We start from the raw sequence: 25088 nt of genomic DNA on the forward strand, positions 1-25088 counted from the left end.
GGGCGACATGCATGATGGTCGAATTTGGGAGAGAGACCGATGCCGCTTGCGATGAACCGTGAGGTTTTCATTACCTGTGCCGTGACCGGGTCCGGCGGCTCGCAGGACCGCAGCCCGCACGTGCCGCGTTCGCCCAAGCAGATCGCCGATTCGGCGATCGACGCGGCCAAGGCCGGTGCGGCGATCGTCCACTGCCATGTGCGCGACCCCGAGAGCGGCAAGCCGCGCCGCGATGTCCATCTCTACCGCGAGGTGACCGAGCGCATCCGCGACGCCAATGTCGACGTGGTGCTGAACCTCACCGCCGGCATGGGCGGCGACATGGTGTTCGGCTCGCCGGAAGCGCCGCTGCCGCTGAATGAAAAAGGCACCGACATGGGCAGCGCCACCAACCGCATGGAACATGTGCGCCAGTGCCTGCCGGAAATCTGCACGCTGGATTGCGGCACGATGAATTTCGCCGAGGCCGACTATGTCATGACCAACACGCCCGGCATGCTGCGTGCCATGGGCGGCATGATGACGGCGCTCGGCGTCAAGCCGGAGATCGAGGCCTTTGACACCGGCCATCTGTGGTTCGCCAAGCAGCTGGTCGAGGAAAAGGTGCTGAACCCCGATGCCCTGGTGCAGCTCTGCATGGGCGTGCCGTGGGGCGCGCCCGACGATCTCAACACCTTCATGGCCATGGTCAACAACGTGCCGTCGACCTGGAACTGGTCGGCCTTCGCCATCGGCCGCAACCAGATGGCCTATGTGGCAGCGGCGGTTCTGGCCGGCGGCAATGTCCGCGTCGGGCTGGAGGACAATCTCTGGCTCGACAAGGGTGTGCTGGCGACTAATGCGCAGCTCGTCGAGCGGGCGGCCAGCATCGTCACCAATCTCGGCGCCAGGATCCTCGGGCCGGAAGAAGTGCGCCAGAAGCTCAATCTGACCAAGCGCGCACCGATCGCCGCGTAGGCTCAGGCCGGGGAGGTCGGCATGGCTACCGTCAAATTCACCGCGATGAAGGATGGCGACCGGGAAGACTATGAGTTCCTGACCGCGCATGAGATCGACTACGCCGCCAGGACCGGCGAGCGGCTGCTCGACGCGCTGGTGCAGCTTGACGAGGGCCTGTCCGGCTACAAGATCACCCGGCTCGGCCATTCGCTGCAAGCGGCGACGCGGGCCTGGCGCGACGGCGCCGACACGGACTGGATCGCCTGCGCGCTGCTGCACGACATCGGCGACATCTACGCGCCCTACAATCACGACGAATATGCGGCTGCGATCCTGAAACCCTTCGTGCGCGAGCAATGCACCTGGGTAAAAGCACGGCGACTTTCAGCGCCTCTATTACGCCCATCATCTCGGCGGCAACCGGCATGCGCGCGACCGCTTCGCCGGGCATGCCTATTTCGACGATTGCGACCAGTTCTGCGAGCGCTGGGACCAGTCGAGTTTCGACCCGGATTACGAGACGCTGCCGATGGAGTTCTTCCGGCCCTTCGTGCTCGAAGTCTTTGCCCGCAAGGCCTACGACGCTGCCGTCATCCGCGCCGGCGAGCGTGTGCCCCTCATCGATCCCGAAACTGCCAGGACAAGAACCGGAGCCTCCGCATGAGCATCATCAACAAGGCAGCTGCCATCGGCGGCGGTGTCATCGGTGCGGGCTGGGTGGCGCGGCTGCTCTTGAACGGCATCGACGTGGCGATCTTCGATCCCGATCCGGAAGCCTCGCGCAAGGTCGGCGAAGTGATGAAGGGTGCGCGCCGCGCCTACAAGCAGATGCTGCCCGGCGGTCTGCCCAAGGAAGGCAAGCTCACCTACGCCAAGACCATTGCCGATGCGGTGGCTGACGCCGACTTCATCCAGGAAAGCGTGCCTGAAAGGCTCGACCTCAAGCACCGCGTGCTGGCCGAAATCGACGCCCATGCGCCGGCCAACACCATCGTCGGCTCGTCGACTTCCGGCATCAAGCCGACCGACATGCAGGTGGCGATGAAGAAGCATCCGGAGCGGCTGGTCGTCGGCCATCCGTTCAATCCGGTCTACCTCTTGCCGATCGTCGAGATCGTCGGCGGCGAGCAGACTTTTCCTGAGGCGATCGAGGTCGCCAGGGAGATATATGCGTCGATCGGCATGAAGCCTGTCGTCATCCGCAAGGAGATCGAGGCTTTCGTCGGTGACCGCCTGCTCGAAGCAGCGTGGCGCGAGGCGCTGTGGCTGATCAAGGACGGCATCTGCACGGTCGAGGAACTCGACGACATCATGCGCTATGGCTTCGGCCTGCGCTGGGCGCAGATGGGCATGTTCCAGGTCTATCGTGTCGCCGGCGGCGAGGCCGGCATGCGCCACTTCATGGCGCAGTTCGGACCGTGCCTGCAATGGCCGTGGACCAAGCTGATGGATGTGCCGGAATTCAACGACGAGCTGGTCGACCTGATCGCCACCCAATCGGACGAGCAGGCGCACGGCCTGTCGATCCGCGAGCTGGAAAAGATCCGCGACGACAATCTGGTCGCCATCATGGAAGCGCTGTCGAAGCAGAACAAGGGCAAGGGCTGGGGCGCCGGCGCCTTGCACAAGGACTACACCAGGCAGCTCGCCAAGCTGGCGGCGAAGAAGCCGACCGCCTCCAGGGCGGCGGAGAAGGCCAAGGCGACCAAGCCGGTGAGGAAAGCCGACAAGCCAAAGAAAAAGAAGAAGGGCTGAGACCATGGATTTCGGTTTGTCGGAGGAGCAAAAACTCATCGTCGAGACGACGCGCGCGTTCGTCGAAAACGAGCTTTATCCGCATGAACGCGAGGTGGAGCGCACCGGCGTGCTGCGCCGCGAGCTGATCGAGGAGATCAAGGTCAAGGCGATCGAAGCCGGGCTCTATGCCGCCAACATGCCGGCCGACGTCGGCGGGGCCGGGCTCGATACGGTGACCTGGCTGCTCTACGAGAAGGAACTGGGCCGCGCCAACTACGCGCTGCACTGGACCTGCGTGGCGCGTCCCTCCAACATTCTCTTGGCCGGCACGCCCGAGCAGCGCGAAAAATATCTCTTCCCCTGCATTCGCGGCGAAAAATGGGATTGCCTGGCGATGACCGAGCCGGGCGCCGGCTCCGATTTGCGCGGCATGAAGGCGACCGCCGTGCAGGATGGCGACGACTGGGTGCTCAACGGCACCAAGCACTTTATCTCCCACGCCGACCTTGCCGACTTTGCCATCGTCTTCATGGCTTCGGGCGAGGAGGATTCGCCGCGTGGCAAGCGCAAAAAGATCACCGCCTTCTTCGTCGACAAGGGCACCAAGGGCTTTGCCGTGCGCGACGGCTACCGCAACGTTTCGCATCGCGGCTACACCAACGCCATCCTGGAATTCGACGACTGCCGCTTGCCGGCGAGCCAGGTTCTGGGCGAGGTGCACAAGGGTTTTGAAGTCGCCAATTCCTGGCTCGGCGCCACCCGCCTGCAGGTCGGCGCCACCTGCCTCGGCCGCGCCGAGCGCGCGCTTGGCCATGCCGTCGAATATGCCGCCCAGCGCCAGCAGTTCGGCCAGCAGATCGGCAAGTTCCAGGGCGTGTCGTTCAAGCTCGCCGACATGGCGACGGAATTGAAGGCCGCCGACCTGATGGTGTTCGAAGCCGGCTGGAAGTACGATCAGGGTACCGTCACCGATCAGGACATGGCCATGGCCAAGCTGAAGGCCACCGAGATGCTCGCTTTCGTCGCCGATGAGGCGATCCAGATCCATGGCGGCATGGGCCTGATGGACGATCTGCCGCTCGAGCGCATCTGGCGCGACGCCCGCGTCGAGCGCATCTGGGAAGGCACTTCGGAGATTCAGCGACATATTATTTCGCGGGCGCTGCTGCGTCCGTTCGGGGCTTAGAGCATGATCGCCAAAGCCGGGATCCAGATCGTGCTCAAACGAAAAGATGACCATGCATAAACTCGAACGTCTCCTGCGCCCGAAATCGATCGCCGTGTTCGGTGGGGCGCAGGCTGCCGCCGTGGTCGCCCAGTCGATCAAGATGGGCTTTGCCGGCGAAATCTGGCCGGTGCACCCGACCAAGGATGAGGTCGCCGGCCGCAAGGCCTATCGATCCGTCGCCGACCTGCCGGGCGCACCGGACGCCGCCTTTGTCGGCGTCAACCGGCATCTCTCCATCGAGGTGGTCAAGGCACTAGCCGAGCGTGGCGCCGGTGGCGCCGTCTGCTTTGCCGCCGGCTTTCTCGAAACCGAAGCCTATGATGAGGACGGCGAACGGCTGCAGGCCGAACTGGTCACGGCAGCCGGCCAGATGCCGATCATCGGCCCGAACTGCTACGGCCTGATCAACTACGCCGATGGCGCGCTTTTGTGGCCCGATCAGCATGGCGGCATCAGGCTGCCCGAGGGCGGCCGCGGCGTCGCCATCATCACCCAGTCGTCCAACATCGCCATCAACATGACGATGCAGAAGCGCGGCCTGCCGATCGCCTTCCTGATGACGGCCGGCAACCAGGCACAGACCGGCCTGTCCGAGATGGCGCTCGGCCTGATCGAGGACGAGCGCGTCACCTCGCTCGGGCTGCACATCGAGGCCTTCGATTCGGTAGCCGGCTTCGAGCGGTTGGCGGCCAGGGCGCGCGAGTTGAAGAAGCCGATCATCGCCATGAAGGTCGGCCGTTCCGAGCAGGCGCGGCAGGCGACGGTGTCGCACACCGCCTCGCTGGCCGGCTCCGATGCTGCATCAGGTGCTTTCCTGAAGCGGCTCGGCATCGCCCGCGTCGATTCCATCCCCGCCTTCATCGAGGCGCTGAAGCTGCTGCATGTCACCGGCCCGTTGCCCGGTTACCGGCTGTCGTCGATGAGTTGTTCGGGCGGCGAGGCGTCCGTGATGGCCGACAGCGCCGAAGGGCGCTGGGTCAATTTCCCGGAGCTCACCCACAAGCACCGCGCCCATGTCAAATCGACGCTCGGGCCGCTGGTCGCGGTGGCCAACCCGCTCGACTATCACACCTTCATCTGGAACAACGAGCCGGCGATGACCGCCACCTTCACCGCCATGGTGTCGGGCGGCTTCGACCTCAACATGCTGGTGCTCGATTTCCCGCGCCCAGACCGCTGCTCGGATACCGATTGGTGGGCGACCTTGCGTGCCTTCGAATCGGCGCTCAAGACCAACAAGGCGCAAGGCGCGATCGTCTCGTCGCTGCCGGAGAACCTGCCCGAGGAATACACAGCCGGCCTGATGGCGCGCGGAATGGTGCCTCTGTTCGGCATTTCCGAGGCGATGGACGCCGCCCAGGCGGCAGCCTTCATCGGCTGGGCCTGGCGTGAGCCGCAGGCGCAGCCGATCGACACCTCCGCATCCGGCGCGCCGGTAGGCGGCCATGTCACGCCCGACGAGGCCGAGGCGAAGGCGCGGCTGATCAAGGCCGGTCTGCCCGTGCCCAAGGGCGAACGCGCCGGCAATGCCGTCGAGGCGGTGATCTCGTCGATGGCGTTGGGCTTCCCGGTGGCACTGAAGGCTTTGGGCGTCACCCACAAATCCGAGATGGGCGCGGTGCTGCTCAACCTCAAGGATGCCGAATCCGTCAGCACCGCCGCCCATGACCTCGGCCCGCTCGGCACCGGCCTGTATGTCGAGCGCATGGTGCGTGACGGCGTCGCCGAACTGATCGTCGGCTTCACCCGCGACCCGATGTTCGGCGCGGTGATGACGCTGGGCACCGGCGGCGTTCTGGTCGAGCTGCTGCGCGACAGCGTCACCCTGATGCTGCCGGCGACGCGCGACGACATCGAGGCGGCGCTGCACGGCCTGAAACTCTATCCGCTGCTCGAAGGCTATCGCGGCCGGCCGAAGGCCGATGTCGCGGCGGCCATCGAGGCGATATCGGGCATCGCCGCCTTCGTGCAGCAGAATGCCGGCGAGATCGAGGAACTCGACATCAACCCGCTAATCGTCTGCGCCGAAGGCAAGGGCGCCTGGATCGCCGACGCGCTGCTGGTGCTTGGAGAAAAGAAGAATGGCTGACGTTATTTCGACCCGGCGCGAGGGCACAATCCTCGAAGTTACGCTTGATCGGCCGAAGGCCAACGCCATCGACCTCAAGACCTCGCGGCTGATGGGCGAGACGTTCAAGGCATTCCGCGACGATCCGGAGTTGCGTGTCGCCATCGTCAAGACCGCCGGCGACAAGTTCTTCTGCGCCGGCTGGGATCTCAAGGCGGCTGCCGGTGGCGATGCGGTCGACGGCGACTATGGCGTCGGCGGCTTTGCCGGGCTGCAGGAATTGCGCGACCTCAACAAGCCGGTCATCGCCTGCGTCAACGGCATGGCGGTCGGCGGCGGCTTCGAACTGGCGCTGTCCTGCGACCTCATCTACGCCTCCGACCATTCCTCCTTCGCGCTTCCCGAAATCCGCGCCGGCACGCTTGCCGATGCGGCGACGATCAAGCTGCCGAAGCGCATTCCCTACCATGTCGCCATGGACCTCCTGCTCACCGGCCGCTGGATGGATGTCGCCGAGGCGCATCGCTGGGGCCTGGTCAACGAAGTCCTGCCGAAGGAGAAGCTCGAGGACCGCGTCTGGGAGATCGCCCGCCTGCTCGCCAGCGGCCCGCCGCTGGTGTTTGCCGCGATCAAGGAGACGGCGCGCGTTGCCGAGGCGCTTACCTTCCAGGAGGTGATGAACAAGGTGACGCGCCGCCAGCTGCCGACCGTCGATGCCCTCTACGGTTCCGATGACGGTATGGAAGGTTTTCGTGCTTTTGCCGAAAAGCGCGACCCGGTGTGGAAGGGCAGGTAGGACGCAGTCCGTTCAGCAGCCATGACCGACTACAAAACCCTCATCGACGCCGGGACCTGGGCCTTCATCGAGAAGACCAATTCCTATTATCCGCCCGATACGATCGACTACACGATCGCCGAGCAGCGCGCGATCTATGACCGCATGTGCCGAGAATTCTTTGCCGGCTATCCGCAAGGCGTGACGGCAGAAACCACCACCATTGCATTACCAGCGCACGATATCCCGATCCGCGTCTACCGCAACGCGTCGCCGAACAACGCCGCGATGGTGCTCTATGTCCATGGCGGCGGCTTCATCCTCGGCGGACTGGACAGCCATGACGATGTCTGCGCCGAGCTTTGCGCCCGTACCGGCTACGAGGTGGTGTCGGTCGACTACCGGCTGGCCCCGGAGCATCTGCACCCCGCCGCCTTCGATGACGTATTGAGCGCCTTCGAATGGGCTGCGGCCGCCTACAAATGCCCGGTCCTGCTCTGCGGCGACAGCGCCGGCGGCAATCTCTGCGCCGCCGTCAGCCATGCGACGCGCGGCCACGCCAAAACACCGGTCGGCCAGGTGCTGATCTATGCGGGCCTTTTCGGCGACCGTTCGAAGGGCTCCTATGTGACGCATGCCGAGGCGCCGATGCTGACGGTGCGCGATATCGAATTCTACAAGCACATCCGCACCGGCGGCGTGGATCGGACCGGAGACATCACCCTGTCGCCGCTCGCCGACGCCGATTTCGCCAACCTGCCGCCGACCGTGCTGGTCACCGCCGAATGCGACCCACTGTCGTCCGACGGCGAGGCCTATCGCGACCGCATCCTTGCTGCCGCCGGGCGAGCTCATTGGTTCGAGGAGCCGGGGCTGGTACATGGCTATCTCCGGGCCAGGCACACGGTCGGCCGGGCTCGTGTGAGCTTCACCCGCATCGTCGAGGCAGTGTCGGTGCTGGGCAGGGGTGACTGGACCTGGTGAAACCCTTCGTCATTTGCGCCGATGCGCCATGACGGCGTCTTGCCGTCAGTCACTTCGATCAACCTCTGCGACCCAGCCGTTCGTCCCGGCCAATGAACCTTTCCGCCTCCGTCCGCGACTGACGTGAGGTGCCGCATGGTGCGGCCCGGAAAGGAAGCCCCCCATGACCAGACACCCAGAGGCTCCACGGTCTCCGGGAACAACAGGAGCTCAGCGCGACCATCGCCTTCGGGACGGGGTCGATGCGCTGGGCTTTCCGCTGATTCCGTTGACCCTGCGTAAGAGCCGGCGTATCGTGACTATGAGGAAAGCAGACAATTCGATCAGGGACGAACGTGACGGAACGCCGCGCCTTGCCCTGATTTGCGCGGCAACTCCGGACGTTTCTCCCGTATCCTGTGGGGGGAATGTCATGTCTCGCGATCACGGCTCGTTCGTGCCCTCTCGCGCCGGCCGCTTGCGCCGCGCGGGGCAAACCGCCAGCGCTTTGCTGGCATTGGCGCTGACCGCCAGCCTGTGGCTGGGCGGCCCTGCCCAGGCACAGGAAACCCAGATCATCTATCCCGGTTCGATGGCGGTGACCGGATTTTCCGGCACCATCATTCCCGGCTTCGAGGAAGGCCTGCCGCCAGGCGTCGATCCGGTCGACGAAAACTTCATCGACACCACGCGCGCAACCTTGCGCGTTTTCGACGTTTCAGGGCTGGGCGGACCGGCCTCGGGCCAGCTCGTCTACACGCCGCCTCCCTTCGAGGTGACGGCCGAGCAGGTCGGCCAGGTGTTCGCGCTGGCCTATGACGACGGCGTGCGCGACGGCGTTCCCTCGGGCATTCCAAACCTCTATGCCGGCGCCACCTCGCTGCACGGCATCCGCATCGTCACCCCGGACGAAGACGCCGACGGACGGCCGGAACGGCAACGCCGCGGCACGGCAGGCGCCACCTTCATGGACGGCCAGTTCGGCATCGAAAACGGCGGTGGTCCGGGCACGATCTGGAAGATCGACGGCATCACCGGTGCCGTGTCCAAATTCGCCGACATCGACACCAACAGCGGTCCCGGCATCGGCGACATCAGCTTCGACGCCATCCACCGCCAGTTCTTCGCCAGCGACCTCGACACCGGCCTCATCCATCGCATCGACGCCAACGGCGCGCTGATCGACAGCTTCGACCACGGCGTTGCCGGGCGCCCGGCGCACGGGCTCGCTCCTGTCGCCGACGACGGGGCGGTGATGGACATCCAGGGTGCTGCCTTCGACAGCGAAGACCCCGACAGTTGGGGCTACACGCAGGACGAACGCCGCGTCTGGTCCGTCGCCTATCATGGTGGCCGGGTCTACTACTCGGTCGGTGAGAAGGCCGAGATCTGGTCGGTGGGCGTTGCCCGCGACGGCAGCTTCGCCGGCGATCCGCGCTGGGAGCTGACGGTCAAGGCCAACATGGACTACGCCGTCACCGACATCGCTTTCGACAACCAGGGCTTCATGTACCTGGCGCAGCGCGGCCCGGTGGAAAACCGCTACGACTACAGCCAGTTCGCCGATTCCGGCAAAGGCGAGGTCATCCGCTACTGGCGCGAAAATCCGGACGATCCGGCGACGGAATCGGTCTGGGTGGAAGAGCCGCAGGAATATGCGGTCGGCTTCCCGCAAGGCAACCGGCAGTCGGCCGGTGGCCTGGACCTGCAATATGGCTATGACGCGGACGGCAATCTCGACACCCGCTCCTGCGCCGACACGCTGGTCAACACCGGCGACAAGCTGCGCGACAATCCGGCATTGGCCGAACAGCTCGCCGCGGGCGGGCCGTCCGCCGTGCACGGCGTGCAGATCACGCCGACGCCGCTGGTCAAGCCGGCCAACGTGCCGCCTTTCGGCTCGTGGTTCGTCGACTTCGACGGCTATTTCGAAGACCCCGAGGTGGAAGGCCATGTCGGCGACGTCGAGGTCTGGCGCCCCTGCGAGGGCCGTGCCGGCTACTATGAGGAGATTCCGGGCGGCTATCTGCCACCGTTCTATCCGCCGGACTTCCCACCGCCCGGCGATCTGCCTCCCTGTCTCGATGTCGAGGACGTCCAGTATTTCTGCACGCCCTCCGGCCTCGAGGCCGATCTCTACCTCCATGACCATGCCGGCTTTGGCGGCGATTCGATCAAGGCTTCGTCCAGGACGCCAGGCGTCGGGGTGACTTCACCCATGTCGCATGCGCCCGGCGCGCCCTACACGATCAACATCACCGGCCATTATCCGGGCGACACTGTCAATGTCGGGCTCTGCTTCTACAGGCAGTCCGACCGCGACAAGGGCGGCTACTTCCCTTGCTGCAAGATGACCGTGCCGCTCAGAACGCCAGCTGTCAGCTGCGAACCGTGAGGAGGGAAAGATGATGAATCTCGCACTTTCCCCGCTCGCGACAAGCACGCAACCAACCGTCATGGAGACGATCATGAAACCCCTGTCACTCGCCAGGCGCGGCGCGCACTGGCTGATGGCGGCCGGTATCGCGGTCGCCATGCTGACCCCGGTACAAGGCTTCGCGCAAGACGCTGTCCCGATCAGCCCGGAGCTTAGGCTCGACCTCGACAGTTCGCGGGTCATCAATCCGAGGCCCGACCGGATCGTGCCCTTCTTCACCAAGAAAGGCACTCAAAGAGGCTGCGACTACGTCATCTATTCCCTGAGCTTCGGCTTGCGCGGCGATCCGCAGGGCTTTGCCGATCCAAGCTTCGTGGCCAGACTGAAAAAGGTCAGGGTCGACTTCAAGGACCAGCTTCCGCACGGCCTTGAGATCGTCAACGTGAACGTGTCCGGCGACGGCACGGATTCGTCCGGCGGCCCGCTACCGGGTGCCACGATCAGCACCTCGGCAGATCCGAACGACACGGCGACGGTTTCCGATTTCCGGATTTCCGCCGCCGATCTCGACGGCGACGGCGCTCCGAACGAGCGCATCATAAATTTCCGCATCACGGCCAAGATCGATCATGCGGCGTTTCCCGCGCCGACGATCGTCGACAACCAGGGTCTGATCACGGTGACCGCCGGACCAGGCACCGCGAAGGTCATCCCGTCGCAGGATCCGAGCAAGCCGGATGATGGCGATTTCCTCACCGGCGAAAAGACCTCGATCAGGATCGACCTGACCAAGTGCAACCCGCCGCCGCCACCTCCCGGCAAGGAATGCTTCAAGGTGGAGCGCGGCAAGGTCGATTGCGTGCCCGGCGGCGGCGCCTTCATCTACCACATGCCGGTTGGCCCGGAGATGGGCGGCAAGTGGGTGCAGGTTTCGACGACGACGCCCGGCATCACCATCATCCCCGACACGCAACTGGTGCCGGCGGGCGGCGGTGTGCTCAACTGGAAGATCGTCGGCGCATCGCCCGGCGACGTCATCCACCTCATCGTCACCGGCATCGAGACCTATGCCGGGCCGGAAGAGGGTTGGGGCCTGTGCTGCACGCAGACCATCGACATCGTCATTCCGCGCGACCTCAGATGCCCGCCCGAAAAGGAGCCGGACCTCAAGGTCGAGAAGCGCGCCGACGTGACGCGTTGCACGATGGGTGGCGGCTGTGACTTCACCATCAGGGTCACCAATGTCGGCGGCGCGCCCTATCACGGCAAGATCGTCCTCGACGAGGTGACGCTGCCGGCCGGTTCCACGCTGGATTCAGGGCCCAATCCGCCCTGGGTCTGCGTGCCCGGAGCAACGCCGATGACGTGCACCTATCCGGTGACCACGCTCAACCCGGGGGCCTCCGTCGACCTCAAGCTCGGCTTCAAGCCGGCCGGGGGCTGGCAAGGCGGTGCTTTACGCAACTGCGCCATCTACAATTATGGCGCCAGCGGCAAGCCGTTGTTCGGCAGCCAGCAGAACGATCGCGGCTGTGCCTCGATCCCGATCTGTCGGCGTGGCGACCGCGACCCGGAATGCCGGCCGCCGGTTGAGAAGAAGGTCGATCTGATCCTGAAGAAGCGTGCCCGCATCCCGGTCTGCACGCCCGACGGCATCTGCTACTTCGTGATCGACATCATCAACAACGGCAGCGTCCCCTATAATGGGCCGCTGACGGTGATCGACAGCTATCCTGGCGGCGCGCCGGCATCCTCGACCTTCGGCCCGAGCCCGCCCTGGACATGCGGACCGAACGGCCCCGGCCAGTTCCGCTGCGACAATGCCGGCATCGTGCTGATGCCGGGCGCCTCGACGCCGATCGTCGTCAAGGCAGTGATGCCGGCCGGCTACCAGTCGGACACCGTCGAGAACTGCGCGGCGGTGAAGCCCATCCCCGGTGAGGTCGACCTCACCAACAACAAGGCCTGCGCCAAGGAACGCTTCCGTCATCCCAATGGCGGCAAGCCGGCTCTGCGCATCACCAAAGTGTGCAACGGTTCGCTCGCCGGTGCCGCGGTCATCTCGTGCCGCATCACCGTCATCAGCCTCGGCACCGCTGCCCCCACCGGTCCGGTGCGGGTCAACGATGCCGCCACGCTGGTGGCGGGCGGCGCGCCGGTCCAGATCCAGACCGTCACGCCCGACGGCGCGGAATGGGCTTGCGGGCCAGTCCCCGCCAATGCGCTGTCGTGCCAGATTCCCGGCGCCGTGATGACGCCCGGAACCTCAAGGCATTTCGACGTCACGGTCTCGGCCAATGGCGAGTTCGAGAACTGCGCGCGCGGCTCCTACGGGCCGGCGCCGGGAGACGACATCGTCTATCCGATCGGCCAGGCTTGCGCCAAGGGCGGCGGTGTGTCGACCATCCGTGTCGAGAAGACCGGCGACAGCGAGTGCCAGCCCGGTCGGCCCTGCACGTTCGAGATCACCATCACGAACGACGGGACGACCCCCTTCTCAGGTCCGGTCCGCATCGGTGATGCGGTCGGCGTGGAAGGCCTCGGCAGGCTGGAAGGCGTTGCGATCACCTCGATCGAACCGCCCTTCGGCTGCTCGCCGGAACCGGCAACGCTACCTCTGTCCTGCGTCGCCAACCTGACGCTCGGCGCCGGGGAAAGCCACGTGCACGCTGTCACCGTGGTCATTCCCGACGACGGTCGTCTGGCCAATCTGCAGGGCACGGTGAACGGTCAGAACTGCGTTGGCGTCCTGTCTCCCGACACGCGGGTGCAAGGCGGCGGCGACGTGCTTTCCGGCAATCAGGCCAATATCCAGGGCGATCGCGGCAAGGCCTATGCCTGCCATCCCTTCATCATCAAGAACGAGGTGGAGAAGGAATGCTCGCAAGGCTTCGTCATGAACGATGCCGGCAGGTGCGTCTGCCCGCCCGGCACCACCTTCCGAAACGGCCAGTGCTCGCCCGGCGGCGGCGTCATCACCGACCCGAAGCCGAAGCCCTGCGTCCTGCTGAAGGGCCAGATCCGCACCGAGGACGGCCGCTGCATCTGCCCGCGCGGAACCGAACTTGAGAATGGTGCCTGCGTGAAGGTCACGCAGGGCTGCACCATCCCCGGTTCGGTCCCGACAGCGGACGGCAACTGCCGCTGCCCCGCCGGCACGCATCTCGACAGGAATGCGAACGCCTGCGTGCGGGACAAGCAGAAGCCCGAGCAGTGCACCATTCGCGGCCAGGTCCATGACGCCGACGGCGATTGCGTCTGCCCGAGGGGGACTGAGGTGCGCAATGGTGCCTGCCGGCCGATCCGGCCGAAACCGGAGCAGTGCACCATTCGCGGCCAGGTCCACAACGCCAATGGCGATTGCGTCTGCCCGAAAGGAACTGAGGTGCGCAATGGTGCCTGTCGTCCGGTGCGGCCAAAGCCGGAGCAGTGCACGATCCGCGGCCAGGTCCACGACTCCAACGGCAATTGCGTCTGCCCGAAGGGTACGGAGATCCGCAATGGTGCCTGCCGGCAGAAGAAGCCTCAGCTGGAGCAGTGCACCATCCGCGGCCAGGTGCATAACAAGCGCGGCGAATGTGTCTGCCCGCGTGGCACCGAGGTCCGCGACGGCGCCTGCCGCAAGGTTCGGCAGGAATGCGCGCCCGGCTCGCAGCTGATCAACGGCCAATGCCAGCCGATCATCATCAGGCGCTGCCCGGCCGGCACCGTGGGACGGTATCCGAACTGCGTCCGCAGGCAGCCGGAGATCAACCCGAACCTGCTGCTCAATCCGAACATCCTCCAGCAGGTCCTGCCAAGGCGCACGCCGCAGGTGGACCAGCAGGATCCGGCCACCCTGAACTCCAAGCCGTAATCCTGGGCACCAAAAGACCAAACCCCGCCGGAGCAATCCGGCGGGTTTTTTCGTTGGCTTGATCGATTGCGTGAACCTTGATGCGGCAAGCGGCGACCAACGCCTGAAGGAACACTTCAGGAGAGAGATATGTCTTCAGTCAGCCACGCCTTTCGCAATACGGTTGCGACCGTTGCCTTGCTCGCAGCCGGACTAGCCACCACCTCTGCCTTCGCCGAACTGGCCAACATCAAGTCGATGTCCTTCGACACGCAGAGCGTCAACACCACGCTCCATGTCGTTTCGAGCGACAAACAGAAATGGGATACACTGAAAAGCGGCACCGTCCAGTTCTGGGGCCACATGAAGATCAACACACGCTGGCCCGGCTACGTTCAGGAAGTCGGCGTCGCACTCGGCGTCTGCGGACCCGGCCAATGCGGGGTTTTTCCGCCGATCTGGAGCGACGCGCCGGTCAGCCGCGACTACGACCACCAGGAAAACTTCGCCTTTGACCCGTCCAAAATACCGCTGTCGTCGGACACCGGCATTGCCGTCGTGCCCTATGGCGACCAGATCATCGCCAAGTGCAACCAGCACCTGCAGGCCGACGGACCGACGAAATCCTATACGTTCAACCACACTTTTCACGCCAGCTTCACGGCGCTTACCGACAAGGCGCTCGACATGGACAATGCCGTCGCCGAAGTCCAGCAGGGCAGCTGGCCTTATCCGCTTTTCGACTCACATTACGCCGAGCATGGCACATTCCAGGTCCAAATCGTCTGCGATCCGGTGATCAAGCCCACGGTCCAGGACATCGCCACCGATTTCGGCAAGTTCGAGGTCGACAACGTCAAGCTGTTCTTGACCACCTACCAGTCCAATCAACCGGGCTCGACGCCCGGCACGGTCTGCCCCTCGCTGAAGGTCACCAGCCGGGCGCAGGCCAACCAGACTGGGCCGGTCTCGATGCGCATCTGGCGACAGAAGGACGGCGGAGCGATCAGCTCCGAGTTCAAGCAGGCGTGGGCGTCTTACGACGCGGCCAAGAACGGCTATTTCGCGACCTACGAGAAATGGGAGAATGTCGGTGCCACGGCCTACTTCCAGTACAAGACCGAAATCGTCGGGAATGGTCCGTTCGAACCCTTCGACGGTTGGAAGGACATCACGGTGCATTGCACCGGCGCCGGCGGCGGTGGCTTCACCGACGCACCGCAGACCGATCCCGACAACCCGCCGGCGCAAGCTGGCTGGCAAGGCGAGGTCGCTGTTTCCGATAGCGCCGGAGGAAAGAAACTGTGCCCACGCAAGGGCCAGGTCGCATTCGAAGTGAGCCGTGACGAGCCTGGCGCGTTCCACTACCGGATCAGTTGCTCGAACGGCGCATTCTTCACGGGAACCAAGGTCGCCTTCAACGATGGCGGCGTGTTCAAGGCGAGCGCGGCACACGATCTCAGCATCGTCAGAACCCGCTCGATCCAGTGCACGCTGCAGGAGATCAAGCAGAACGGCTCCATCGCCACCGTCGATACGGACAAGGAGGACTTCACCTGCATAAAGCGCACCTTCGAACCGGAAGCCGACGATCTCGTCTCGAGCACGCGCCCGGACTTCGGCAAGCCGAGACTGCCACCAGTCGTCGTCGATCCCGGCCGCAAATGCCTGCCCGGCCAGAAACAGGTGGGTAGCAAATGCATCGACAGGCCGATCGTTGCCGCATGCAAAAGCACCGAAAAGCTGGTCAACGGCAGGTGCATCGGTGTCAGCATCCACTGCCTGCCCGGTTATCGTCAAGTTGGCTTGAAATGCGTGAAGAACCCGGTGATCGCCGACAAATGCAGGCGCGACGAACTGCGCATCAACGGCAAATGCGTGCGCAAGCCTCCCGTCGTCATCGACTGCAAACGCGGCTACCATCTGATCGGCAAGGCGTGCGTGAAGGATGCGATCATCACCACTGGCTGCCGGACAACCGAAAAGCTGGTGCGTGGACATTGCGTGCCCAAGCCGAGCGTGACCGACTCGCAGAAGTTGAAGCAAGGCAGGGCCAAGCCGTTTCTGCAGGGACAGGCCAAGCTGCGGCGGCTGGTGAACTGAAATCCTGACGCAAATGTAGAAGAGAGGCGGCCGATGGCTGCCTCTCTTCTTGTGTGGAGAACGCATCGGCGCCGGATTCCTGTCGACAAGCAGCGCCGGGACCATTAGAGCGACGTGCGTCCATTTGGACGCACTAAGTACGCTCTAACACTTTTGAATCTACGCATCGTGCTTTCCGAAAATCGGTTCCGATTTTCGGGCCGATGCGTTAGGGCGGGAGCGGGTTCCAAGAACGGGAAGTGGACATGGCTCAAAAGACCCTGATCGCGCCATCGGTGCTGGCGTCGGATTTCTCGAAGCTCGGCGACGAGGTCGAGGCCGTCGCGGCGGCCGGCGCCGACTGGATCCATCTCGACGTGATGGACGGCCATTTCGTGCCCAACATCACCTTCGGCCCGCCGGTGGTCAAGGCGATCCGCAACCGCACCAAGGCCTTCTTCGACTGCCATTTGATGATCGCGCCGGCCGATCCCTATCTGGCCGCCTTCGCCGAAGCCGGCTGCGACGGCATCACCGTGCATGCCGAGGCCGGGCCGCATCTCGACCGTTCGCTGCAGACGATCAGGAACCTCGGCAAGAAAGCGGGCGTGTCGCTCAATCCGGCGACGCCCGAAAGCGCGATCGAATATGTGCTCGACCGGCTCGACCTGATCCTGATCATGACCGTCAATCCCGGTTTCGGCGGCCAGGCCTTCATTCCGGCTATTGTCGACAAGGTGAAGCGGGTCAAGGCGATGATCGGCAAGCGGCCGATCCGGATCGAGATCGACGGCGGCGTCTCGCCGGAGACGGCGCCGCTGGTCACCGCTGCCGGCGCCGACGTGCTGGTCGCGGGTGCGGCCATCTTCAAGGGCGGCAGCGTCGAAGCCTATCGGGCAAACATCGAGGCGATCAGGACGGCAGCGGACCGCGCCGCCGTCTGAAATCGATTGCAGCAAGATTCGACAGCTTCAGCCTGCCCTGACGATGAACCCGAAATTGCTAGGCCAGGCACGGGCTTGGTCGCCAAACTTCCGATTGTAACGGCAAAGGAAACGCGCCAAACGCCTCTTGTTCGGCGCGCGCGGGTTTCTTCGCGACAAAAAGATTTTCCTGACAATAGTTACATTGGCGGATGGGGTACTACCATCTCTCCTCTTTAAGTCGAATACCGCCATCTTCTGCTTGAGGGTCGAAAGCAGGGCGCGGTATAGTACGCGTACGGGATCAATGCTGCTTTGACACAAGAATCCACAACGGGCCCCAAGCAGGCAACAGGAGCTATATTGACATACGGAACCGCCGATCTGGGCGATGAAGGGGCCGGACCCAAGAGCACCCTCGCCAGCACGGTCTATCATCAGCTACGCGACGATCTTCTGCGCGGCGTGCTCGAAACCGAGAGCAAGCTTCGGGTCGAGTGGGTGGTTTCGCGGTATGGCGCCGGGGCTTCGCCCGTGCGCGAAGCTCTCAACCGTCTCGCCTCGGAAGGTCTGCTCGGCCGGCACGACCAGCGCGGCTTCTTCCTCATGCCGGTCAGCGCCGAGGAACTGGAGGAGTTGACCCGCACGCGCTGCTGGCTGGAAGAGCGGGCGCTTCGCGAATCGATCGCCCACCGCACGGCGGAATGGGAAGAGCAGCTGGTGCTGGCGCTGCATCGCCTGGCGCGCGCGCCGCGCCGCCTGCCGGAGGAGCCTTCCTCGAACAATCCGGACTGGGAAAAGCTGCATCGCGCGTTCCATCGGGCGCTGATTGCAGCCTGCCGGTCGCACTGGCTGGTCGGGTTTTGCGACCAGCTTTCCGATCAGGCCTCCCGCTACCGGCTGATGTCGCAGGTCAGCCCGGCAATCGAACGCGACGATCTCGGCGAGCATCGCCTGATCGCCGAACGCACGCTGGATGGCGACGCCGACGGCGCGGTCGAAGCTCTGCTCAGCCACTACCGCCTGACGGCGGCCATGTGCATGGAGCGCTTCGCCCAGGACGAACAGGCTAAGGCCGGCGCTGGCAAGGCATCGCGCGGCCGCAAATAGCTGCTCGTCCCGCACCAAAAATCTGATATTTGCGCTGCTGCAAAACGCCATATCAGGGAAAACCATGAGCAATCACCTGTTCGACGCTTTCCGCGCCCGCATGCCCGGGCCCGGGCGGCGGTTGATGGAGACGGATGACGGGCGCTCCATCACCTATGGCGAGATGCTGGCCCAGTCCGCGCAGCTGGCGCATGCGCTCTCGCAATTCGGCGTCAAGCCGGGCGACCGCGTTGCCGTCCAGGTCGAGAAAAGCCCGGAGGCCATTTTTCTCTACCTTGCCTGCCTGCGCGCCGGTGCTGTGTTCCTGCCGCTCAACACCGCATACACGTTGGCGGAACTTGGCTATTTCTTCGGCGATGCCGAACCGCGGCTGGTCGTCTGTGATCCGGCGAAGGCGGCCGATATCGGGCCGCTGGCGGAGGCATCGGGCGCCGCTGTGGCCACGCTTGGCGCCAAAGGCGATGGCTCGCTGACCGGCCATGCAGCGCACCAGCCGAGGGATTTCCACGATGTGGCGCGCGGGCCGGACGACCTCGCCGCCATCCTCTACACGTCAGGCACGACCGGCCGTTCGAAAGGCGCCATGCTCAGCCACGACAACCTCGCTTCGAACGCGTGGGTGCTGGTTGACCACTGGCGTTTCACCTCTGACGACGTGCTGATCCATGCGCTGCCGATCTTCCACACGCACGGCCTGTTCGTCGCCACCAACGTCATCCTGATGGCCGGGGCCTCGATGCTGTTCGAGCAGAAATTCGACGCAGGCCGCATCGCCTCGCTGCTGCCCGGCGCAACAGTGCTGATGGGCGTGCCGACCTTCTATGTCAGGCTTTTGCAGCAGGCAGGCCTCAACGGCCAGGCGGCAAAAAACATCCGCCTGTTCATATCCGGGTCGGCACCGCTTCTGGCCGAGACGCATGCGGCCTGGCGCGAGCGCACCGGCCACGCCATTCTCGAGCGCTACGGCATGACCGAGACCAACATGAACACGTCGAACCCCTATGATGGCGAGCGGCGCGCCGGCACGGTCGGCTTTCCGTTGCCGGGCGTTTCGCTGCGCATCGCCGATCCCGACAGCGGCGGCACGCTCGCCCAGGGTGAGGTTGGCATGATCGAGGTGAAGGGCCCGAATGTCTTTGCCGGCTATTGGCGCATGCCGGAGAAGACCAAGGCCGAGTTCCGCGAGGACGGCTTCTTCATCACCGGCGATCTCGGGCTGATCGATGCCGATGGCTATGTGCACATCGTCGGGCGCGGCAAGGACCTGATCATTTCCGGCGGCTACAACATCTATCCGAAAGAGATCGAGAGCGAGATCGACGCGCTTGCCGGGGTCAGCGAGAGCGCTGTGATTGGCATTGCCCATCCGGATTTCGGCGAAGGCGTCACGGCGGTCGTGGTGCGGGCGCCGGCCTCTGCCATCAGCGCCGCCGATATCATCGCGGCGATCGGTGCACGGATCGCCAAATACAAGCATCCCAAGCAGGTGATCTTCGTCGACGAGTTGCCGCGCAACACCATGGGCAAGGTGCAGAAGAATCTTTTGCGCGAAACCTACAAGGACCTTTACGCGCCATCGAAAGCCGGCTCATGAGCTGAACTCGGTTCGGACATTGCAGCCTGCGCGGGGTCAGTTCGGATACAACAGCTCGAAAACATGTTCGGCGATGGCGAGGCTCGCGGTCAGGCCAGGGCTCTCGATGCCGAACAGACTGACAATGCGGCCGGCACCATGGTCGGCCGGGCCCTGGATCAGGAAATCGGCCGCCGGCTGGCCCGGACCGGACAGTTTCGGCCTGACACCGGCATAGGCCGGGAGCAGGGCGTCGTCCGCAAGACCCGGCCAGTAACGCCTGATCTCGCCGTAGAATGAATCGGCTCGGCCGGGATCGACCGTATAGTCGACATGGTCGATCCATTCGACATCGGGTCCGAAGCGCGCGCTGCCGCCGAGATCGAGCGTCAGGTGGACGCCAAGGCCGCCATCGACGGGGACTGGATAGATCAGCCGCGAGAAGGGCGAACGGCCCGAAAGCGCAAAATAGTTGCCGCGCGCCAGCCATTGCTGAGGGATGAGGTCTTGCGGGAAACCCTCGATCCGCCCGGCCAGGGCCTGCGCGTCAAGGCCTGCAGCGTTGACGAAGGCGCCAGCCTTCAATTCGAACGGTTCACCGCTGGCGTCGAGCGTGCGGATTTGCACCCCATCGGCTCCGGCGACCGCCGCGGCAACCGTGGTCAGGAAAGCAAAAGAAGCGCCGGCTGCTTCCGCGTCGCCGCGCAGGGACAGCATCAGTGCGTGGCTGTCGACGATGCCGGTCGAGGGCGACAGCAATGCGCCAGCGCAGTTCAGATGAGGTTCGAGGCTTTCGGCTTCCTGTCGCGTCAGCAATTCGAGATCGTCAACGCCGCTGCGTTGCGCATTGGCCCGGATCGTCTGCAGCCTGTCGAGTTGTGCCGCTTCGACGGCAACGATCAGCTTGCCGGTGCGGGCATGGCCGATGTTGCGCTCGCGGCAGTAGGCATAGAGCCTTTCGCGTCCTTCCACGCAGAGACAGGCCTTAAGGCTTCCCGGCGCGTAGTAGATGCCGGCATGGATGACTTCGGAATTGCGCGAACTCGTTCCGGTGCCGATGTCTGCCGTCTTTTCGACCACCAGCACCTCGCGGCCCGACAAGGCAAGCGCGCGGGCGACGGCGAGGCCAACGACACCTGCCCCGGCAACAACGCAATCGACTGTGTGCATCGGTCCGCTCCCCGAGGTTAAAACTCAATCATTCTCAACGATCGGGTTCGACCCGGTGCGGACGATCAGCCAGGCGCCACAAGCGCGTAAGACTTCATCAGGTCGAGTACTGTCTCGGCCCGAACAGAAAGGTTGTCTGGCACCTCAATTCGAACGAGCAAAACGTCCGTTCCCTGATCAATTCCGAACAAAGCGGTAATGGGTCGGGGACCATCGAATTGGCACGATGCCCATCGCGGTGGAGATGCATCCGTATCGGACTCTTTGAGCTCGTCGTCGAGAATCCTGCGCAACCCCACGTCAAGGGCCTCGCCAGCCATGTGACCGATCTGATCAATCAGCGGATCCCAATTAACGAGCCAAACCCAATTCTGCACCAAGGCCACTTGCTGGTCTCCAGTTTGAGACGAAAGCCAACGGGTCTCTGACTCTAATGCAAAATGTCGGGGCCGGCCGCAAAAACCTTAGTGCCGTCGATCCAGACGCCTTTGACATTCAGATCGTCCGACAAAGCGACGATATCGGCCGCGGTGCCGTTGGCGAAGCGGCCGAGCCGGTGCGACTGGCCGATCGCCTGTGCCGGATAGAGCGAGGCCATGCGCAACGCCTCCGAGAGCTCCAGCCCGACGACCCGGTGGACATATCGGACAGCCGAGATCATGTCGAGATCGGCACCCGCCAGCGTTCCGTCGGCCAGCCGCAGGCTGCCGTCCTTGCGATAGATGGTACGGCCGTTCAGCGTGAACGAGGTCATGTCGGTGCCGATCGTCGCCATGGCGTCGGTGACCAGCACGATCTTGCCGGGCCCCTGCTTGGCGCGCAGCGCAATCGCCATGGTGGCAGGATCGACATGGATGCCGTCGGCGATGATGCCGGCAAACAATGTGCCGGTGTCGATGGCGGCTCCCGCCAGCCCCGGCTCACGATTGCCGACCTGGCTCATGGCGTTGAACAGATGGGTGACCACGGTCGCACCGGCGCCGGCGAAGGCGCGTGCCCTGGCGTAGCCGGTGTCGGAATGGCCGAGGCTGACGACGATGCCGGCCTTGGCCAGCGCTGCAACGCGCGACGGCTCGACGGATTCAGGTGCGATCGTCGTCAGCAGGACGGGAAGCTCTTTCCGAGCCGCGATCAGCGCCGCCTGGTCGGCATCCAGCATCGGCCGGATCAGAGCCGGATCATGCGCGCCCTTGCGGGCAACGGACAGATGCGGACCTTCGAGATGCAGGCCGAGAAAGCCCGGCACCTTCTGCCGCGCGGCTTCGGCTCCTGCGGCAACCGCCGCCGCTGTGATCGCGGGCGTGTCGGTGATTAAAGTCGGCAACAGCGCCGTCGTGCCGAAGGGCGCGTGCGCTCGGCAGATGGTCGCGATCGAGGCGACGTCAGGATGGTCGTTGAGCATGACGCCGCCGCCGCCATTGACCTGCAAATCGACGAAGCCCGGCGCAAGCAGCCCGCCGCCGGTCTCGACTTTGATGACGTCGGACGGAACGGCGCCGGCAGGCACGATGGCCTCGACCAGACCGCCCTGCACGACAAGGGCGGCATCCTCGTGCCAGTCGGCGCCGTCAAAGATGCGAGCGCCAGTCAGGGCGAAACGGTCGCTCATACGGTTTCCGTCACTTTGCGCAGATTGGGCGGCGTGTCCGGATCAAGGCCGCGATGACGGGCAAAGGCTTCGACGAAGCCATAGAAGGACACGATCAGCGCCAGCGGGTCGGTCAGCGGGTGGCCGGTGGCGACATAAGGCAGGCGCAGCGCGCTCTTCGCCTTGTCCGACGTCACGAAGACCGCCGCGCCCTTGCCCGCCAGGCTGTCGGCCGCCTCGGCGACCGACGGTTCGGAGGCATCGCGGGCAGCCAGCGCCAGCACCGGGAAGCCCGGTCCGACCAATGCCAGCGGACCGTGCATGACTTCGGCGGCGCTATAGGCCTCGGCATGCATGCCGCAGGTTTCCTTGAATTTCAGCGCCGCCTCGTTGGCGATCGCGGCAGACGGACCACGGCCGAGGATGAACAGCGATCTAGGTGTCTCCAGTGCGCCGGCCAGCGCCATCCAGTCGCAGGCGATCGCCTTGCGGAAATGCTCGGGCAAGCCGGCGAGTGCGGCCAGCAGCGCATCGTCACCGGTGGAATGCGCCATCAAGGCGAGACCGGCAACGGCGGAATTGACGAAGGTCTTGGTCGCCGCGACGCTGCGCTCCGGTCCGGCGAGGATGTCGATGGCATAGTCCGAGGCGCGCGCCAGCGGCGAATCGGCGGTGTTGGTGATGGCGACGGTCAGCGCGCCGCCGGCCCTTGCCGCTTGCGCCATGGCGACGATGTCGGGGCTCTTGCCCGACTGCGAGATGGCGAGGCAGGCAGAGCCGGCAAGCCTCAGCTTGGCGCCATAGATGGACGCGATCGATGGGCCGACCGAAGCGACGGCAAGGCCAGCGGTCAGCTCGACGGCGTATTTCATGAAGGTGGCGGCGTGGTCGGACGAGCCGCGCGCCACAGTGACGACGAAGCTCGGGTCGCGCTCGCGGATGCCACGCCCGGCTTCGGTCAACACCGCCGCCGAGCCGTCGAGCAGGCGGGCGGTGGCTTCCGGGATCTCCTCGATCTCGCGCCGCATATGGGTGGTTGATGTTGCGCTCATGGCCGGCCCTCTTCGCCCGGCCCGCTCAGCCGGAGTTCGGCGACGAAATCATAGGCGTCGCCCCTGTAGATTGAGCGGGTGAATTCGATCACCTTGCCGCTCGCCAGATAGGAAATACGTTCGATATGCAGTCCGGCAATGCCCGGTGGCACTTCGAGCAGGCGCGCGTCGCTGTCGCCGAGATTGGCGGCGGAGATGCGCTGCACCGCCCGCACCGGCCGATTGCCGGATATTTCCAGTGCCGCGTAGAGCGACGAGCCTATTGCCTCCGGGTCGGGCAGCACGCTGGCCGACAGCGAGGCGCGTTCGATCGCCAGTGGCGTGTCGTTGGCAATGCGCAGGCGTGCCACGCGCGCCACAAGTTCGCTCGACGACAGGCCGAGCACCATCATCTCGTCGGGCGAGGGCGCATAGAGGCCGCGGTCGAGCCAGGCCGAACGCACCGCCATGCCGCGCCGTGCCATGTCCTCGGTGAACGAGGTCAGCCGCGACAGCGACTGCTCGACCCGTTCCATGCGCGGCGCAACGAAAGTGCCGGAGCCGTGGCGCTGGACGAGAATGCCGCCCTTGACCAGATCCTGCACCGCCTTGCGCACGGTAACGCGCGAAATGTCGGCCTTGCTGGCAATGTCGCGTTCGGACGGCAGCGCGTCGCCGGGTCCGATCAGGCCGCGATTGACCGCGTCCTCGATGCTCTTCCTGAGCTGCAGGTAGAGCGGCGCACCGCTTTGCGACGACTCTTTCAGCATGGCGAAGATCTGGTCGGCGGCGTTCATCCGGCCGTCTCCGCGGCATTGGCGAAGATGCGCACCGCCATCTGCACCGCGCCACCCAGCGCATCGTCGAGCGGCGGCTTGAGCAGCGCCTGGTAGCGCGCCGACAGGCGCGGCGCATAGAGCGGCGCCAGCCCGCCGAGCAGGCAGAGCGGGGCACCGCCCGAGAGATCGAGCGCGCCGAGCGAGGCCTCGACATCGGCGATTGTCTTGTCGAGGATCCAGTTGGCGACGATGTCGCCCTTGGCGGCGTGATCGAAGACCTTGGGCGCGAAGCCGCCGAAATCACCGGGCTTGGCATTGGTGGTGAACTCGACCACGTCCTCGGGATTGTTGCGGAAGACGGCGAGCATGGCGTCCGTCAAGGGCGAGGCGGGGCGAATGCCGTCATAGGCAAGCAGAGTCTGTTCGAGCAGGTCGCGGCCGATGCGGGCGCCACTGCCCTGGTCGCCGACCTGGAAACCCCAGCCGCCGATGGCGCGCGACGTGCCGTTCTTGCGCGCCATATAGGCGGTGCCGGTGCCGAGGATGGCCATGGCACCGTCGCCGGAGCCAACCGCGCCCTCCAGCGCGATCTCGGCATCGGTCTCGACGCGGCTTTGGCTGAACGGCAGGATCGCTTCGAGCTGCTGCCTGTAGGTGCCGACATTGGCGCCGGCAAGACCGAGAATGGCTGGCGTCTGCGGGATCAGTTCCGGATCCTGTCCGGCGGCGATAAAGGCCTGCCGTGCCGCCTCGACGATGTTGGTCCGGGCGCCGGTGAGATCGGTGCGGATGTTGGCGGCGCCGCTCTTGGCGCGGCCGACGACCATGCCGCCCGCTGTTGCAAGGGCTGCCCTGCAGCTGGTGCCGCCGCCATCGATGCCAAGCACGAAATTCACGCGATTTCTCCTCC

18 protein-coding genes and 1 pseudogene are annotated in these 25088 nt (G+C 64.8%); 13 read left to right on the forward strand and 6 right to left on the reverse strand.

All coding sequences use genetic code 11. The features are described 5' to 3' along the window. Positions 1–39: 39 nt before the first annotated feature. The 13 genes and pseudogenes from ACSQ3Z_RS05900 (at position 40) to ACSQ3Z_RS05960 (ending at position 19631) form a co-directional block, all read left to right on the forward strand. Positions 40–957: a 3-keto-5-aminohexanoate cleavage protein gene (locus ACSQ3Z_RS05900; RefSeq protein ID WP_436170406.1), complete on the forward strand. Its 918-nt coding sequence runs from the start codon at positions 40–42 to the stop codon at positions 955–957. A 21-nt stretch (positions 958–978) separates the two neighbouring features. Next, positions 979–1603, forward strand: a pseudogene (locus ACSQ3Z_RS05905) (HD domain-containing protein). Continuing rightward, a complete protein-coding gene (locus ACSQ3Z_RS05910; protein ID WP_436170407.1) occupies positions 1600–2694 on the forward strand; it encodes a carnitine 3-dehydrogenase in 1095 nt (364 codons plus the stop codon). The pseudogene ACSQ3Z_RS05905 and the gene ACSQ3Z_RS05910 overlap by 4 nt, the downstream one beginning before the upstream one ends. Positions 2695–2698: 4 nt before the next feature. After that, positions 2699–3862, forward strand: coding sequence for an acyl-CoA dehydrogenase family protein (locus tag ACSQ3Z_RS05915; RefSeq protein ID WP_436170408.1), 1164 nt, complete (start codon positions 2699–2701; stop codon positions 3860–3862). Positions 3863–3914: 52 nt separating this feature from the next. Beyond that, positions 3915–5993: an acetate--CoA ligase family protein gene (locus ACSQ3Z_RS05920; protein ID WP_436170409.1), complete on the forward strand. Its 2079-nt coding sequence runs from the start codon at positions 3915–3917 to the stop codon at positions 5991–5993. Further along, positions 5986–6768: a carnitinyl-CoA dehydratase gene (locus tag ACSQ3Z_RS05925; protein ID WP_436170410.1), complete on the forward strand. Its 783-nt coding sequence runs from the start codon at positions 5986–5988 to the stop codon at positions 6766–6768. Before ACSQ3Z_RS05920 ends, ACSQ3Z_RS05925 begins: the two co-directional genes overlap by 8 nt. Positions 6769–6789: 21 nt before the next feature. Further along, positions 6790–7731: an alpha/beta hydrolase gene (locus tag ACSQ3Z_RS05930; protein ID WP_436170411.1), complete on the forward strand. Its 942-nt coding sequence runs from the start codon at positions 6790–6792 to the stop codon at positions 7729–7731. Positions 7732–8143: 412 nt separating this feature from the next. Further along, complete coding sequence (locus ACSQ3Z_RS05935) at positions 8144–10105, forward strand: hypothetical protein (protein WP_436170412.1); 1962 nt, start codon at positions 8144–8146, stop codon at positions 10103–10105. A 10-nt stretch (positions 10106–10115) separates the two neighbouring features. Next, positions 10116–13943 carry a hypothetical protein gene (locus tag ACSQ3Z_RS05940; RefSeq protein WP_436170413.1) on the forward strand — a complete coding sequence of 1276 codons (3828 nt, stop codon included), beginning with the start codon at positions 10116–10118 and terminating at the stop codon, positions 13941–13943. 129 nt (positions 13944–14072) lie between these two features. Continuing rightward, positions 14073–16025 (forward strand): hypothetical protein, encoded by a 1953-nt coding sequence (locus ACSQ3Z_RS05945; protein ID WP_436170414.1) that lies wholly within the window; start codon positions 14073–14075, stop codon positions 16023–16025. Between the two features lie 245 nt (positions 16026–16270). After that, positions 16271–16948, forward strand: coding sequence for a ribulose-phosphate 3-epimerase (gene rpe, locus ACSQ3Z_RS05950; RefSeq protein WP_436170415.1), 678 nt, complete (start codon positions 16271–16273; stop codon positions 16946–16948). A gap of 342 nt (positions 16949–17290) precedes the next feature. Further along, on the forward strand, positions 17291–18037 hold the full coding sequence (locus ACSQ3Z_RS05955) for a GntR family transcriptional regulator (RefSeq protein WP_436170416.1): 747 nt from the start codon (positions 17291–17293) through the stop codon (positions 18035–18037). A 64-nt stretch (positions 18038–18101) separates the two neighbouring features. Beyond that, entirely contained in the window at positions 18102–19631 is a 1530-nt protein-coding gene (locus tag ACSQ3Z_RS05960) for a malonate--CoA ligase (RefSeq protein WP_436170417.1), read from the forward strand. Positions 19632–19667: 36 nt separating this feature from the next. On the opposite strand, the gene ACSQ3Z_RS05965 is transcribed toward ACSQ3Z_RS05960, so the two are convergent. The 6 genes from ACSQ3Z_RS05965 to ACSQ3Z_RS05990 all read right to left on the reverse strand — a co-directional run bounded on the left by ACSQ3Z_RS05965 (position 19668) and on the right by ACSQ3Z_RS05990 (position 25074). Beyond that, on the reverse strand, positions 19668–20780 hold the full coding sequence (locus tag ACSQ3Z_RS05965; RefSeq protein ID WP_436170418.1) for an NAD(P)/FAD-dependent oxidoreductase: 1113 nt from the start codon (positions 20778–20780) through the stop codon (positions 19668–19670). A gap of 65 nt (positions 20781–20845) precedes the next feature. Next, entirely contained in the window at positions 20846–21166 is a 321-nt protein-coding gene (locus ACSQ3Z_RS05970; RefSeq protein WP_436170419.1) for a hypothetical protein, read from the reverse strand. Positions 21167–21210: 44 nt separating this feature from the next. Next, a complete protein-coding gene (nagA, locus tag ACSQ3Z_RS05975) occupies positions 21211–22389 on the reverse strand; it encodes an N-acetylglucosamine-6-phosphate deacetylase (RefSeq protein ID WP_436170420.1) in 1179 nt (392 codons plus the stop codon). Beyond that, complete coding sequence (locus ACSQ3Z_RS05980; protein WP_436170421.1) at positions 22386–23420, reverse strand: SIS domain-containing protein; 1035 nt, start codon at positions 23418–23420, stop codon at positions 22386–22388. The genes nagA and ACSQ3Z_RS05980 overlap by 4 nt, the downstream gene beginning before the upstream one ends. Next, on the reverse strand, positions 23417–24196 hold the full coding sequence (locus tag ACSQ3Z_RS05985; RefSeq protein ID WP_436170422.1) for a GntR family transcriptional regulator: 780 nt from the start codon (positions 24194–24196) through the stop codon (positions 23417–23419). The genes ACSQ3Z_RS05980 and ACSQ3Z_RS05985 overlap by 4 nt, the downstream gene beginning before the upstream one ends. Beyond that, complete coding sequence (locus tag ACSQ3Z_RS05990; RefSeq protein ID WP_436170423.1) at positions 24193–25074, reverse strand: BadF/BadG/BcrA/BcrD ATPase family protein; 882 nt, start codon at positions 25072–25074, stop codon at positions 24193–24195. The genes ACSQ3Z_RS05985 and ACSQ3Z_RS05990 overlap by 4 nt, the downstream gene beginning before the upstream one ends. Positions 25075–25088: the final 14 nt, after the last annotated feature.

It is taken from the genome of Mesorhizobium sp. LjNodule214 (assembly GCF_964252735.1).
Taxonomy (GTDB): Bacteria; Pseudomonadota; Alphaproteobacteria; order Rhizobiales; family Rhizobiaceae; genus Mesorhizobium.